Here is a 14829-nt window from a genome sequence, read left to right as displayed (position 1 = left end):
GCGCGCGGGTGGGCGCCGTGCTACGGCGCGCGCGCCATCTCGACGTGCGGCACGCCCGCTTCGACGAACGGTTCGCCGACCGCCGTGAAGCCGTGCCGCAAGTAGAACGACACGGCCGAATCCTGCGCATAGAGCCGCACGACGATTTCGCCGCGGCGCCGCGCCGCGTCCAGCAGCGCGTCCAGTACGGCCGACCCGACGCCCTGGCCGCGTGCATCGGCCAGCACCGCGACGCGGCCGATCGTGCCCGACGGCAGCAGCCGCCCCGTCGCGACCGCGCGGCGCACGCCGGTCGCCGCATCGACCCGGTACGCCACCGCATGGAGCGACAGCGGATCGTCGTCGTCGAGTTCCCATTCCGGCGGAATCTGCTGCTCGCGCACGAACACCGCGTCGCGGATCCGCGCGGCGTCGCCGCCGAGCACCGCCCAGTCGCCCGTTTCCACCACGCCGTCCGTCATCGCAGCCCTCCACGCGGCGCGCGCGCCGTCAAATGCCTTCAAACATCGTCGAATGCGGCCTTCAGTGCCGCGACCGCGTCGGCATGCGCGGCCCGCACCTCGGGGATGTAGCCGCCCATCTTGAAGAATTCGTGGATCATCCCCGGATAGCAGACCAGCGTGACCGCATTGCCCGCCGCACGCAACTTCTCCGCATACGCGGCACCCTCGTCGCTCAACGGATCGTATTCGGCCGTCGCGATCCACGCCGGCGCGACGCCCGCGAACGACGGCGCATCGCGCGTGCCGTCGAGCGGTGCGAAACGCCAGTCGTCGCGGTCCGCCCGATCGCGCACGTATTGCGTGAAGAACCACTGGATCGTGTCCTGCGTCAGCAAGTAGCCGTTCGCGAGCCGTGCGTGCGATCCGGTGTCCTGGTAGCCCGTCACGCCCGGATAGATCAGCATCTGCAGCGCAAGGCGAATGCCCGCGTCGCGTGCGAGCACCGCGCAGACGGTCGCGAGCGTGCCGCCCGCGCTGTCGCCGCCGACGGCCAGCCGTTCGGCATCGATGCCGAACGTGGCGGCCTCGCGATGCAGCCATTGCAACGCGTCGTCGGCGTCGTTCACCGCGGTCGGGAACCGGTGCTCCGGCGCGAGCCGGTAGCCGACCGACAGCACCGCACACTGCGCGTCGTGCGCGAACATCCGGCACAACGCGTCGTGCGTATCGACGCTGCCGACCGTGAAACCGCCGCCGTGGTAGTACACGAGCGCAGGCAGCGGCTCCGCGAGACTCGGCGCGACCGGCAGGTACAGCCGCGCGCCGATCGTGCGGCCATCGCGCGTCGGGACGACGCACTCCTCGACCGAATGCATCGGCGCCGGTGCGACGTCGAGGATCGGCGCGCTCTTCTCGTACGCGGCGCGCGCCTGCTGCGGCGTCTGGTGATGGTAGGACGGACGTTTCGCGCGCTCGATCATGTCGAGCACCTGGGCGATCTTCGGATTCAGCGGCATCGATAAGGACGGCGCCGGTGCGACGCCGTGAACGGACAAGCGTCACATGATGCCACGCCCTCGTCGCGCGGGCGCGGTGCGCAATCCCGGCCCTCTCTCGGCCTGCCGCGAACGCGTTCGACGGCACACCTGCGACGTGCAAAACAAGACGGCCCTGCCGGCTAAGCGGCAGGGCCGTGCGTCCCGGCGCTTACGCGTCGCTCGGGCCGGGCTGGGCGTCCGGCGCCGTGCGCGAGCGTTGCCGCTTGATGTCGCGGCCCACCGCGAGCCGCCGCATGTACTTGAACGTGCCGAGCGCCTTCGCGACGAAATTGCCGTCGCTGTCGCGCACTTCGCCTTCGCAGTAGGCCATCGTCGTCGAGCGATGCATCACGCGCCCGTAAGCGCGCAACTCGCCGCGCCCCGGCTGCATGAAGTTCACCTTCATCTCGACCGTCACGACGCCGACACCGTCGTCGGTCAGGCTGCGCGCGGCCATCGCGAGGGCGATGTCCGCGAGCGTCATCGTCACGCCGCCGTGCGCGATGCTCCACGTGTTCATGTGCCGCTCTTCGAGCGGCAGCACGAGCTCGCTCGCCCCGTCCTTCGCGGACACGAGCTGCACGCCGAGCAGGTCGACGAACGGGCTTTCGATCGACGGGCCGTCCGTCGGGGTTGCCGCGTCGCTCATCGTGCGCTGTCGACGATGTAGTCGACGCATTCGCGCGACTCGGCCACCGCGACGACGAATTTCTTCACTTCCTGGTGAACCGGGTGCACCTGGTAGGCATCGAGCGCGGCCTTGTCCGCGAAATCGGACACGAGCACGATGTCGGCGGTCGCGTCGAGGCCGGGCGTTGCCACGCCGACGTCGATCTGCAGCGTGCCCGGCACGAGGTCGCGGCAGCCCTCGAGCTTTTCCTTCAGCTTCAGCGCGTTCTGCGCGCGCGTCGCGCCTTCGGCCGATTCTTTCAACTTCCACATGACGATATGTCGGATCACTTCGGTTGCTCCTGTTCGTTGGTGTTCACGATGCGGGCTCGGCCCGCCTCGTGGCCGGCCGGGTGATGCCCGGCCAGTCGTCTGCCCGCTTCGCTTGCACGCGGTCGGGGCAACGGGGAAAAAAACGCGTATCGAATCGGCTGTCGCCCGGCCTTTCCGGCGACGATACGCGCATTTTCACCGTGTCGCTCACCGACGGCGCGATCCGCGCAAGCGGCGGCAATCACCAAGCCTACCAAACTTGAAGGCTCCGATGGAACGATCGCGCAACCTTCCATTGAATCGCGGGAACGCGGCTTCGCGTGCGCCGCTTCGGCGCAGGCCTGCGCGCCTCGGCAATCGCCCGCGCAAACTGGACGATTCAATTCCGGCACGGCAGCAATCGGCAAAATGAAACGTCATTGCCGATTATTTATTCACCGAATATCCGGATTCCAATACCCGCCTTCATTAAATCGCATAATTTACCGACTCAACGAGTAATAGTTACGATCGCTTTTTTCGCAAAACAGCCTGAAATCAGAAAAACGCCATTGACTTCGATTCTTCTGAAAATTTAGAATTCCCTACAGCGGCTTACGATTGATTTTCTCCCGCCGCATATAAGGCGGCACGCGCCTGCACGAACGCCGCCCGCCTTGCCTTTTCTCGCTTCATGTCGGGGTGGCGTCCCTTGCCGTTTCAGCTTTCGGCATTTATCGCCTGTTTGCCAATTTCCTGCTCGATTCACTCACCGCAACAGCATCACATCCTGATTAACACCCGGCATTCACGCGAATGCCCGCGACACGGTACCAAACGGACAACAGATCCGTTCATTCGACCATCCCGATAAAAAATCGCCAGTCATCAGGAGGGACATCAACATGCATCGCCTTGTGAAGTCGCTGTGCCTCGGATTCATCTGCGCCGGCCTGCTCGCGGCCTGCAACGACGACGACGTCAAATCGAACAGCCCGCCGTCGAACAACGCCGCCCTATCGTTCCGCATGGACGCCGGCGGCCAGATCAACGCGTTCTACCGGCAGGACAAGGTCGCCGCGCACCTGCTGGTGCGTTCGTCGACGAAACCGCGCCTGCTCGTGGTCTTCCCCGCCGGCAACAGCGGCACGGGGCTGTGGTTCGACGACACCCCGCAGCCGGTGAACTGGAGCCTCGACACGCCGCCGTCCGCGCTGTCGGCACCCGACGCGCACGGCCGCCCGCTGTACGGCATCGGCGCCGACGTGTCGGTGGACACCGGCACGCTGACGATCCGCCAGGGCGTGCTCAGCAACGTGCGCTTCCTGCGCGACTTCAACGGCGGCGCAACGATTCCCCAACAGATTCTCACCGCGCCGACGGTCCAGGGCAGCGCCGCGCAATGGCAACGCGACCGGATCGACGGCGCGCCCGGCTATTCGCTGCGCATCACGTTGCGCGACGGCGGCAGCATCGTGCCGGCTGCGGGCGGCAAGCTCGTCCTGAGCGCACCCGCGGGCTCGCACACGCTGCGGCTGCATGTCGATGCGCTGTCGGGCGAGACGCCGTTGTCGCCGATCACGCGCGCCGATCTGCTCGCGCCGTCGGTGAACCCCGACCCCGTGAGCCAGAACGTGCTCGAATTCCTGAGCTTCCACGACAAGCTGCTGGCGGGCTCGTGGCAGTACGACACCTACTTCGGCCGCGACACGCTGATCTCGGTTCGCATGCTGATGCCCGTGCTCGAACCCGCGGCGATCGAGGCCGGCCTGTCGTCGGTGCTCAGCCGGCTGTCGGCCGACGGCAAGGTCGCGCACGAGGAAGGCATCGGCGAGTTCGCACTCGTCGACAACCAGAAGAACGGGAAACCGAACGATCCGACGCCGACCTACGACTACAAGATGATCGACAGCGATTACCTGCTCGCGCCGATCGCGGCCGCGTGGCTGATCGACGATACGCGCGGCCAGGCGCGTGCGGCTGCGTATCTGGCCCAGCGCGGCAGCGACGGGCAGACCAACGGCGCCCGCCTGGTCGTCAACCTGCTGCACGTTGCGACCACCGCGCAGCCGTTCGCGCAGCAGCCGTCGGTCGCGAACCTGATCCACCTGCGGCCCGGCGAGATCGTCGGCAACTGGCGCGACAGCACCGACGGGCTTGGCGGCGGCGTCTACCCGTACGACGTGAACGCGGTGCTCGTGCCGGCCGCGTTGCGCGCGGCGAACGCGTTCCTCACGCGCGGCCTGCTCGATCCGTACCTGGATGCCGGACAGCGCGCGACGCTCGCCAACACGGCGAACCAGGCAGCCACATGGGAAACGCAGGCGCCGCCGCTGTTCCAGGTGAGCGTGCCGGCCGCGCAGGCGACCGCCGACGTGTCGGCCTATGCGCCGTCCGCCGGCGTGCCGGCCGGTGCCACGCCAAGCGCACCGCTGGCCTTCTACGCGCTGTCGCTCGATCAGCAGGGCAATCCGATTCCGGTGATGAACTCCGATGGCGGCTTCGCGTTGCTGTTCGGCACACCGCCGGACGACCAGCTCCAGCGGATCGTCGCCGACGTCACGCGGCCGTTCCCGACCGGGCTCGTGACCGATGCCGGCATGCTGATCGCGAACCCTGCGTATGCGAGCCAGGGACTGTGGCCGAAGTTCACGAGTTCCGCCTATCACGGCACGGTGATCTGGTCGTGGCAGCAGGCGATGTGGGTGGCCGGGCTCGATCGCCAGCTCGCGCGCCAGGACCTGTCGGCCGCGACCCGCACGCTGCTCGCGCAGGCGCGGCAGACGATCTGGCAGGTGATCTCGAACGGGCGCGACATGCGGACGTCGGAAATGTGGACGTGGTCCTACGTGAACGGCAAGTACCAGACCGACGCGTTCGGCACGCGCAGCGCCGATGCGACCGAAGCCAACGCGGCACAGCTCTGGAGTACGACGTATCTCGCGATCCGCGATCCGCAGCAGCGCGCGGGCAAGTATTGGTGGCAGGCGTCGCGGCAGATGCAGGATGCGCAGCCGGAAAACGCGGCGGCCCTGGCATCACGCTAGCTGGGTATCACCCGTCGCATGCCGACCGGGCATGCTGAAGCCCCGGGTACGTTACCTCGCCCGGGGCTTGGGCGGAAATCGAAACGATCGACACGCCTTCGGCACGGCCGTGTTGCCGAACGTCCCGCGTGCCATGCCACCCCGCGTCACCGCGACACGACGCGGTTTCGCCCTTCCCGCTTCGCCTGGTACAACCGTTCGTCGACGACGCGCAGCAACGCGTCGACCGTGCTGCCGTCGACCCCGTATTGCGCGACGCCGACGCTGACCGTCACCTGCACGCGCTTGAAATCGAGCCCGAACGGCGAGCTCGCGATCGACGAGCGCACGCGCTCGGCCGTCATCCGCGCGCCTTCGAGCGGCATCTCGGGCAGCAGCGCCATGAACTCCTCGCCGCCGACCCGCGCGAGCCCGCCGGCCGGCCGGATCGCGTCGAGGCACTGACGCACGACGCCGCGCAGCACCTCGTCGCCGATCTGGTGCCCGTACGCATCGTTGATGTTCTTGAAATTGTCGAGATCGAGTGCGAGCAGGCAGAACGGCGTGCCGTCGCGCTCGGCCCGCACCATCTCGCGCTCGACCTGCGCGATGAACTGCCGGCGGTTCGACGCGCCCGTCATCGGATCGGTCGCGGCCATGTATTCGAGCTTCTGGTTCGTACGCCGCAGTTCCTGCAGCGCGCTCTCGGTGCGCGCCATCGATTCCGACAGCCGGCTCATCAGGTCTTCCTGGCTGTAGATCGCCGAGAACGAGCGCGTCGTCTGCAGCGCCTGCACGACGCCGTAGCTGAGCAGGAAGAAGCCGCCCGCGAAAATCGCGTGCGCGAGCCACCACATGTGATTCCACGGCTTGCCGAGAATGAACGCCAGCGACGACAGCGCAAACGCCATGATCGACACGCCATAGATCACCATCAGCGGCGAGCGGATCCGGCGCGCGAGCAGCATGGCGACGTTCAGCAGCGAGAACACGAGCGCGCCGCCTTCCATCGACAGCCGCGTGCCCGGCGCGCCCGCGACCGGCGAATACGCGATGTACGCCACGACGACGTTGACGATCACGAAGAACACGATCCACGGCAGCCACGTGCGCACGCTCGTGCGCTTGTCGAAGCGATCGGGCGGACGGGCATAGGACAGCAGGCCCGTGAGCAGCAGGATCGACATCACGAGCCGCGACGCGGGCCCGTACAGCAGGAACAGCCAGATATTGTGATGCGCCATCCCGGTGAACGCACCGTGCAGCGCGTAGATCATCGCGAAGCCGAGAAAGCCGAGTGTCAGCCAGCGCAGCAGCGGTTCGCCGGACGACCGGTAGCACACCCACGTCACGTAGGTAACGAACCCGCCCTCGAGGGTCGCGGCCGCGATCGCGATTTCATGGAACGCGTGGTTCTCGAACACCGCGTGCGGGTCGCTGAAGAACCACAGATAGGCGATCAGATAGGCGGGCAGCAACGCGAATCCGACCAGCAGGCATTTCGCGTAGAGCCTCGCGGCCGCGCTGACGACGCGCGGCGGTTCCCCGGCTGCATAGGTCGTACTCATTCGGTCCCCGGTCGGTCTGCTGCGTTGGTTCGAACCTTCGCGGCACGGATCGTGCGACGCACGATCCGGCCCATCGTGCCGAAAGGCAAATGTCAGAGCAAGTATAGGTGGGGCAAATTGTTTGACAAGTAAGGGGAAACGGCATTGCCCGGCGCACGCCTTTTGCTTCCCGATTGTTTCGAATGGCGGTTCAGTCGCGCCGATTCGCATCGCGGCCGCCTGCCTCGCCGAAGCGAAGCCGCGGCCGCCACCCGCCAAAGATCAGAGGATTTCGAACAGGCCGGCCGCACCCTGCCCGCCGCCGATGCACATCGTGACGACCACGTACTTCACGCCGCGTCGCTTGCCTTCGATCAGCGCGTGGCCCGTCAGGCGCGCGCCCGACACGCCGTACGGATGGCCGACCGCGATCGCGCCGCCGTTCACGTTCAGGCGATCCTCAGGAATCCCGAGTGTGTCGCGGCAGTACAGCACCTGCACCGCGAACGCTTCGTTCAGTTCCCACAGGCCGATATCGTCGACCTTCAGCCCCGCCTGCTTCAGCAGCTTGGGCACCGCGAACACGGGGCCGATGCCCATCTCGTCCGGCTCGCAGCCCGCCACCGCGAAACCGCGGAATACGCCGAGCGGCTGCAGCCCTTCGCGCTGCGCGGCGTCGGCGCTCATGACGACACAGGCCGACGCGCCGTCCGAGAACTGGCTGGCGTTGCCGGCGGTGATCACGCCGCCCGGCACGGCCGACCGGATCTTCGACACGCCTTCGAGCGTCGTGTCCGGGCGAATCCCTTCGTCGGCCGATACCGTCACTTCCTTCGTGAACAGACGGCCCGTGGCCTTGTCGGCGATGCCCGCGAGCACCGTGATCGGCACGATCTCGTCGCGAAAGCGTCCGGCTTCCTGCGCGGCCGCGGCACGCAGTTGCGACTGCACGCCGTACTCGTCCTGCCGCTCCTTCGAGATGCCGTAGCGCTTCGCGACGTTCTCGGCCGTCTGCAGCATGTTCCAGTAGATCTCGGGCTTGTGCTGCGCGAGCCAGCCTTCCTGGATCATGTGGTGATTCATCTCGTTCTGCACGCACGAGATCGATTCGACGCCGCCCGCGACGTACACCTCGCCTTCGCCCGCGATGATCCGCTGCGCGGCCAGCGCGATGGTCTGCAGCCCCGACGAGCAGAAGCGGTTCACCGTCATCCCCGGCACGCTCACGGGCAGCCCCGCGCGCAAGGCGATCTGCCGCGCGATGTTCGCGCCGGTCGCGCCTTCGGGGTTCGCGCACCCCATGATCACGTCCTCGACGCGCGCGGGGTCGAGCTTCGTGCGTTCGAGTGCGGCTGCGACCACGTGGCCGCCGAGCGTCGCGCCGTGCGTCATGTTGAAAGCACCGCGCCAGGATTTCGCCAGCGGCGTGCGGGCGGTCGATACGATTACGGCTTCGGTCATGCGAGTCTCCTTCGGTCCTGCTTCATGTCCTGCATCGAATGGGGAAATGCGCTACGCCGCCGGGCGCGCGCCCGCGGACGTCACATGCGCGACGCCCGCTGCCTGCATCTGCTGCCATGCGTGGGCGAGCGACCCGTTCAGGTCGATCGCGCGGCACGCATCGTTGATCACCGCGGCGTCGAAACCGGCCGCACGCGCGTCGAGCGCCGACCACGCGACGCAATAATCGGTCGCGAGCCCGCAGCACCACACGCGCTTCGCGCCGAGCTCGCGCAGATAGCCCGCGAGCCCCGTGCGCGTCGTGCGATCCGCTTCGACGAATGCGGAATAGCTGTCGACCTGCGCGTCGCCGCCCTTGCGGATGACGAGCCGCGCATGCGGGATGTCGAGGTCGCGATGCAGCGCCGCGCCGTCGGTGTCCTGCACGCAGTGCACGGGCCACAGCACCTGCTCGCCGTACGGCAGCGCGAGCGTGGAGAACGGTTCGCGGCCCGGATGGTTCGCCGCGAACGACACGTGCTCGCGCGGGTGCCAGTCCTGCGTCAGCACGACCTGGTCGAAGCGCCGCGCCAGCGCGTTGATCACCGGCACGACCGCGTCGCCGTCGGGCACTGCGAGCGCGCCGCCCGGCATGAAGTCGTATTGCACGTCGATCACGAGCAGTACGTCGTCGGTGTGTCTCATTGCGTTTCTCCGGGTGTGCGTCGCGCCGCGATCCGGCGCGTCAGCCGTTGAACCCGCGGCCGGCCTTCGCGAGCTCCGCGATCGACGGCGCGAGCTGCCATGCGTCGCCGTTCGGCGCGGCCGCGTAGCGGCGAATCGCGCGCTCGACGTTGTAGAGGCCGACCACGTCCGCGTACAGCATCGGGCCGCCGCGCCACAGCGGGAAGCCATAGCCGGTCAGGTAGACCATGTCGATGTCGGACGCCTTCGACGCGATCTTCTCCTCGAGGATCTTCGCGCCTTCGTTCACCAGCGCGAACACGAGCCGCTCGACGATCTCGTCGTCGCCGATCTTGCGCCGCTCGACGCCGCGCTCCTTCGAATACGCGACGACCATCTCGTCGACGAGCGACGACGGCTTTGCCTTGCGCTCGCCCGGCACGTAGTCGTACCAGCCGGCGCCCGTCTTCTGGCCGAAGCGGCCCTGCTCGCACAGGCGGTCGGCGATCTTCGAGTACTGCAGGCCGGGCTGCTCGACATAGCGGCGCTTGCGGATCGCCCAGCCGATATCGTTGCCGGCGAGGTCGCTCATCCGGAACGGCCCCATCGCGAAACCGAATTTCTCGATCGCGCGATCGACCTGCGCGGGCAGCGCGCCTTCCTCGAGCATGAAGAGCGCCTGGCGGATGTACTGCTCGATCATCCGGTTGCCGATGAAGCCGTCGCACACGCCCGACACGACCGCCGTCTTGCGGATCTTCTTCGCCACGGCCATCACGGTGGCGAGCACGTCCTTCGCGGTCTGCGCGCCACGCACGACCTCGAGCAGCTTCATCACGTTCGCCGGGCTGAAGAAGTGCATGCCGACGACGTCCTGCGGACGCTTCGTGAATGCCGCGATCTTGTCGACGTCGAGCGTCGACGTGTTCGATGCGAGAATCGCGCCCGGCTTCGCGACTTCGTCGAGCTTGCGGAACACCTGCTCCTTCACGCCGAGCTCCTCGAACACGGCCTCGACGATCAGGTCGGCATCCTTCAGGTCGTCGTAGGACAGCGTCGGCGTGATCAGCGCCATGCGCGCGTCGAGCTTCTCCTGCGTGAGCTTGCCCTTCTTCACCTGCGCGTCGTAGTTCTTGCGGATCGTCGCGACGCCGCGCTCGAGCGCTTCCTGTTTCGTTTCGAGCAGCGTGACGGGCAGCCCTGCGTTCACGAAGTTCATCGCGATGCCGCCGCCCATCGTGCCCGCGCCGATCACGCCGACACGGCGAATCTCGCGCAGCGGCGTATCGGACGGCACATCGGGAATCTTGCTCGCCGCGCGCTCACCGAAGAACGCGTGCCGCAGCGCGCGGCTTTCCGGCGTCATCATCAGCGCGACGAAACCCTCGCGCTCGGCGATGCTGCCCTTGTCGAAGCCGTGCAGCACGCCGGCCTCGATCGCGTCGATGCACTTGTGCGGCGCGGGAAAATTCGGGGCGGCGGCCCGGGCCGAATTGCGCGCGAACTGGATGAAGCCCGCGGCGTTCGCGTGGACGATCTTGCGATCGCGCACGCGCGGATGCGGCCCCTTCTGCGCACCGGCCTTGCGCGCGAACGCGACGGCCGCGTCGAGCAGGTCGCCGTCGGCCATCTCGTCGAACAGCCCGCTCTTCGCGAGTTGCTCCGACGGCACGGGCGCGCCCGACACGATCATGTTCAGCGCGGTTTCGAGCCCTACCGCGCGCGGCAGGCGCTGCGTGCCGCCCGCGCCCGGCAGCAGGCCGAGCTTCACCTCGGGCAGCGCGACCTGCGCGCCGGGTGCCGCGACACGGTAATGCGCGCCGAGCGCGAGTTCGAGGCCGCCGCCCATCACGACGCTGTGCAGCGCCGCGACGACGGGCTTCGCGCTCGCCTCCACCGCGCGGATCACGGTGTGCAGCGTCGGCTCCTGCAGCGCCTTCGGGGTATTGAACTCGGTGATGTCGGCGCCGCCCGAGAATGCGCGTCCCGCGCCGGTCAGCACGATGGCCGTGACCGACGGGTCCTGCGCGGCGCGATCGAGCGCGTCCATAACGCCCTGACGGGTCGACAGGCCGAGCCCGTTGACGGGCGGATTGTTGAGCGTAAGGACGGCCACGCCGTCGCGAGTCGAGTAATCCACTGCCATCTGCCTGCCTCCATGCATCGCGCGCCGGGGTGGCTGCGCTTCATTGTGCGCGGTCGAACAGCCGCATGTCCGGTTGAACGCAGGCAGCATACAACGAAAAAGCACGGTCGTTCAATTTGATTTTCGTTCCCGATCCGGGGACGGATCGGGCGACCGTTTCGCGAGCCGCTTGCGGCCCGGGCGCAGACGTTACGGCTCGCGTTACGACTCGCCGACCGCCGTCGGCAGCACGTAATCGCGGAATGTCTCGCGCAGCTTCAGCTTCTGCAGCTTGCCGGTCGCGGTGTGCGGCAGCGAGTCGACGAACACGACGTCGTCGGGAATCCACCACTTCGCGACCTTGCCTTCGTAGAACGCGAGCAGCGCGTCGCGGTTCAGGTTCGCCCCTTCGCGCGGCACCACGACGAGCAGCGGGCGCTCGGTCCATTTCGGGTGCGCACAGGCGATGCAGGCGGCCTCGGCCACGCCCGGGTGCGCGATCGCGACGTTCTCGATGTCGATCGAGCTGATCCACTCGCCGCCCGACTTGATCACGTCCTTGCTGCGGTCGGTGATCTGCAGGAAACCGTCGGGGTCGATCGTCGCGACGTCGCCGGTCGGGAACCAGCCGTCCGACAGCGGCGACGTATCGCCGCGAAAGTAGTGGTCGATCACCCACGGGCCGCGCACCTGCAGCTCGCCGAACGCGACGCCGTCCCACGGCAGCTCGTGGCCGTCCTCGCCGACGATGCGCATGTCGACGCCGCAGATCACGCGCCCCTGCTTCTCGAGCAGCTTGCGCTGCGCGTCGAGCGGCCGCTGCGACTGCGCCCAGTTGAGCTTCGCGAGCGTGCCGAGCGGCGACAGTTCGGTCATCCCCCACGCATGGATCACGCGCACGCCGTATTCGTCCTCGAAGGTGCGCAGCATCGCGGGCGGGCACGCGGAGCCGCCGATCACCGTGCGGTTCAGCGTCGAGAAGCGCACACCGGCCTCGCGCATGTAGTTCAGCAGGCCGAGCCACACGGTCGGCACGCCCGCGGAGAACGTCACGCGCTCGGCTTCCATCAGCTCGTACAGCGATTTCCCGTCGAGATCCTTGCCGGGCAGCACGAGCTTGCCGCCCGTGAGCGGCACCGCGTACGGCAGCCCCCACGCGTTGACGTGGAACATCGGCACGACAGGCAGCACCGCGTCCATCGCGGACAGGTTCATCGCGTCCGGCAACGCGGCGCCGTACGCGTGCAGCACGGTCGAGCGGTGCGAATACAGCACGCCCTTCGGGTTGCCGGTCGTGCCCGACGTGTAGCAGAGCCCCGACGCCTGCTGCTCGTCGAGGCGCGGCCAGTCGTAGCGGCCGTCCTCCGCTTCGACGAGCGTTTCGTAGCACAGGAACGGCGTCGTGCCGGACGGCAGGTGCGCGGCGTCCGTCATCGCGACCCAGCCCTTCACGTGCGGGCATTGCGGCGCGATCGCATCGACGAGCGGGGCGAAATTGAGGTCGAAGAAGACGTAGCGGTCTTCCGCGTGATTGACGATGTACGCGATCTGCTCGGGGAACAGGCGCGGGTTGATCGTGTGGCACACGGCACCCATGCCGCCGATCCCGTAATACGCTTCCAGATGCCGGTAGCCGTTCCACGCCAGCGTGCCGACGCGATCGCCGGTTTCGACGCCGAGCCGCGCGAGCGCCTGCGCCAGTTGCTTCGCGCGGCGTTCGCAATCGCGGTACGTGTAGCGATGCAGATCGCCTTCCACGCGCCTCGATACGATCTCCGTGTCGCCGGCATGTCGCGCGGCATGAGAAATCAGCGAGGACACCAGCAACGGCATGTCCATCATCTGGCCCAGCAACGGCTTACCCATCGTCTTGTTCTCCGTGAGGATGCGAATCGGTGACCAGCCTCTGCGGCGCGCCCGTCAGCGGCCCCGGACGGGCGTCGCGCATCGCGCGCGAGCCGCCATGCGGGCGGCGCGGCGCCGCCTTACAATATCGGCTTACCCAGAGGCGCTCAACATGTCGTTTTCCCGAAGCGCAGCCGATACGGCTGACACCCTCCCCGACCTCGCCGCCACGCTCGGCGCGCCCGCCGCCGGCGCGTTCGTCGCGCTCGGCGACGCGTTTCATACGCGGTTGCCGGCCGCGCCGCTTGCCGCGCCGTACGTCGTCGGCTTTTCCGGCGAAGTCGCGCACCTGCTCGACCTGCCGCCGTCGCTCGCCGCGCAGCCCGGCTTCGCCGAGCTGTTCGCCGGCAACCCGACACGCGACTGGCCCGCGCACGCGATGCCGTACGCAGCGGTGTATTCCGGCCACCAGTTCGGCGTGTGGGCGGGCCAGCTCGGCGACGGCCGCGCGCTGACGATCGGCGAGCGCACCGGCACCGACGGCCGCCGCTACGAATTGCAGCTGAAAGGCAGCGGCCGCACGCCGTATTCGCGCATGGGCGACGGCCGCGCGGTGCTGCGCTCGTCGATCCGCGAATTCCTGTGCTCGGAAGCGATGCATCACCTCGGCATCCCGACCACGCGCGCCCTGACGGTGATCGGTTCCGACCAGCCGGTGGTGCGCGAGGAAATCGAGACGTCGGCCGTCGTCACGCGCGTGTCGGAGAGCTTCGTGCGCTTCGGCCACTTCGAGCACTTCTTCTCGAACGATCGCCCCGACCTGCTGCGCCAGCTCGCCGATCACGTGATCGACCGCTTCTATCCGGATTGCCGCCACGCCGACGATCCCTACCTCGCGCTGCTCGAAGCCGCGACGCTGCGCACGGCGGACCTCGTCGCGCAGTGGCAGGCCGTCGGCTTCTGCCACGGCGTGATGAACACCGACAACATGTCGATCCTCGGCGTGACGATCGACTACGGCCCGTTCGGTTTCGTCGATGCGTTCGATGCGAACCACATCTGCAACCACTCGGATACGAACGGCCGTTATGCGTACCGGATGCAGCCGCGCATCGCGCACTGGAACTGCTACTGCCTCGCGCAGGCGTTGCTGCCGCTGATCGGGCTGCAGCACGGCATCGCCGACGACGATGCGCGCGCCGAGCGCGCGGTGGACGACGCGCAGGCCGTGCTCGCGAAATTCCCGGAACGTTTCGGCCCCGCGCTCGAGCGCGCGATGCGCGCGAAGCTCGGCCTCGAGCTCGAACGCGAGAACGATGCCGACCTCGCGAACAAGCTGCTCGAGACGATGCATGCGAGCCACGCGGATTTCACGCTGACGTTCCGCCGGCTCGCACAGGTCTCGAAGCACGACGCGAGCCGCGACGCCCCCGTGCGCGACCTGTTCATCGACCGCGACGCGTTCGATGCGTGGGCGAACCTCTACCGCGCACGGCTGTCCGAGGAAACGCGCGACGACGCGACACGCGCGGCCGCGATGAATCGCGCGAACCCGAAATACGTGTTGCGCAACCATCTGGCCGAAGTCGCGATCCGGCGCGCGAAGGAAAAGGATTTTTCGGAGGTCGAGCGGCTCGCGCAGATCCTGCGCCGGCCGTTCGACGAACAACCGGAGCATGAAGCGTACGCGGCGTTGCCGCCCGACTGGGCCGGGTCGCTCGAAGTGAGCTGCTCGTCCTGAGGCCCGCAACCCGCGCGTAT

Annotated in this window: 12 protein-coding genes; 3 read left to right on the top strand and 9 right to left on the bottom strand. The window is 67.8% G+C overall.

Going from position 1 to position 14829, the window contains the following annotated elements; all coding sequences use genetic code 11:
- Window positions 1-20: 20 nt before the first annotated feature.
- The 4 genes from FOZ70_RS14570 to FOZ70_RS14555 all read right to left on the bottom strand — a co-directional run bounded on the left by FOZ70_RS14570 (window position 21) and on the right by FOZ70_RS14555 (window position 2440).
- The gene (locus tag FOZ70_RS14570; RefSeq protein ID WP_021162651.1) at window positions 21-461 is read right to left on the bottom strand and encodes a GNAT family N-acetyltransferase; all 441 of its coding nucleotides are present in this window, start codon (window positions 459-461) and stop codon (window positions 21-23) included.
- 38 nt (window positions 462-499) lie between these two features.
- Window positions 500-1459: an alpha/beta hydrolase gene (locus FOZ70_RS14565; RefSeq protein ID WP_021162652.1), complete on the bottom strand. Its 960-nt coding sequence runs from the start codon at window positions 1457-1459 to the stop codon at window positions 500-502.
- Between the two features lie 190 nt (window positions 1460-1649).
- Window positions 1650-2129: a PaaI family thioesterase gene (locus FOZ70_RS14560; protein WP_011352338.1), complete on the bottom strand. Its 480-nt coding sequence runs from the start codon at window positions 2127-2129 to the stop codon at window positions 1650-1652.
- The gene (locus FOZ70_RS14555) at window positions 2126-2440 is read right to left on the bottom strand and encodes a Dabb family protein (RefSeq protein ID WP_027787175.1); all 315 of its coding nucleotides are present in this window, start codon (window positions 2438-2440) and stop codon (window positions 2126-2128) included. Before FOZ70_RS14555 ends, FOZ70_RS14560 begins: the two co-directional genes overlap by 4 nt.
- A gap of 5 nt (window positions 2441-2445) precedes the next feature.
- Between FOZ70_RS14555 and FOZ70_RS14550 the strand changes: the two genes are divergently transcribed.
- Window positions 2446-2685, top strand: a complete 240-nt coding sequence (locus tag FOZ70_RS14550; RefSeq protein WP_219706172.1) for a hypothetical protein — start codon at window positions 2446-2448, stop codon at window positions 2683-2685.
- Window positions 2686-3306: 621 nt separating this feature from the next.
- On the top strand, window positions 3307-5448 hold the full coding sequence (locus FOZ70_RS14545) for a hypothetical protein (protein ID WP_219706171.1): 2142 nt from the start codon (window positions 3307-3309) through the stop codon (window positions 5446-5448).
- 146 nt (window positions 5449-5594) lie between these two features.
- Here the strand turns inward: FOZ70_RS14545 and FOZ70_RS14540 are convergent, their stop codons facing one another.
- The 5 genes from FOZ70_RS14540 to FOZ70_RS14520 all read right to left on the bottom strand — a co-directional run bounded on the left by FOZ70_RS14540 (window position 5595) and on the right by FOZ70_RS14520 (window position 13089).
- Window positions 5595-6995, bottom strand: coding sequence for a GGDEF domain-containing protein (locus FOZ70_RS14540; protein ID WP_021163392.1), 1401 nt, complete (start codon window positions 6993-6995; stop codon window positions 5595-5597).
- Between the two features lie 261 nt (window positions 6996-7256).
- Window positions 7257-8435: an acetyl-CoA C-acyltransferase gene (locus FOZ70_RS14535; RefSeq protein ID WP_219706170.1), complete on the bottom strand. Its 1179-nt coding sequence runs from the start codon at window positions 8433-8435 to the stop codon at window positions 7257-7259.
- 51 nt (window positions 8436-8486) lie between these two features.
- On the bottom strand, window positions 8487-9119 hold the full coding sequence (gene pncA, locus FOZ70_RS14530) for a bifunctional nicotinamidase/pyrazinamidase (RefSeq protein WP_027787171.1): 633 nt from the start codon (window positions 9117-9119) through the stop codon (window positions 8487-8489).
- 40 nt (window positions 9120-9159) lie between these two features.
- Entirely contained in the window at window positions 9160-11244 is a 2085-nt protein-coding gene (locus FOZ70_RS14525; protein ID WP_021163393.1) for a 3-hydroxyacyl-CoA dehydrogenase NAD-binding domain-containing protein, read from the bottom strand.
- A 201-nt stretch (window positions 11245-11445) separates the two neighbouring features.
- Entirely contained in the window at window positions 11446-13089 is a 1644-nt protein-coding gene (locus tag FOZ70_RS14520; RefSeq protein ID WP_059708046.1) for a 3-(methylthio)propionyl-CoA ligase, read from the bottom strand.
- A gap of 151 nt (window positions 13090-13240) precedes the next feature.
- Here FOZ70_RS14520 and FOZ70_RS14515 point away from each other — a divergent pair, with 151 nt between their 5' ends.
- Window positions 13241-14809 (top strand): protein adenylyltransferase SelO, encoded by a 1569-nt coding sequence (locus FOZ70_RS14515; RefSeq protein ID WP_059494190.1) that lies wholly within the window; start codon window positions 13241-13243, stop codon window positions 14807-14809.
- Window positions 14810-14829: the final 20 nt, after the last annotated feature.

This window comes from Burkholderia sp. COPS (assembly GCF_019425585.1).
In the GTDB taxonomy this organism is placed as follows: domain Bacteria; phylum Pseudomonadota; class Gammaproteobacteria; order Burkholderiales; family Burkholderiaceae; genus Burkholderia; species Burkholderia cepacia.
Note: the sequence above shows the minus strand (reverse complement) of the source record. Positions and strands in the feature narration are given on the sequence as shown.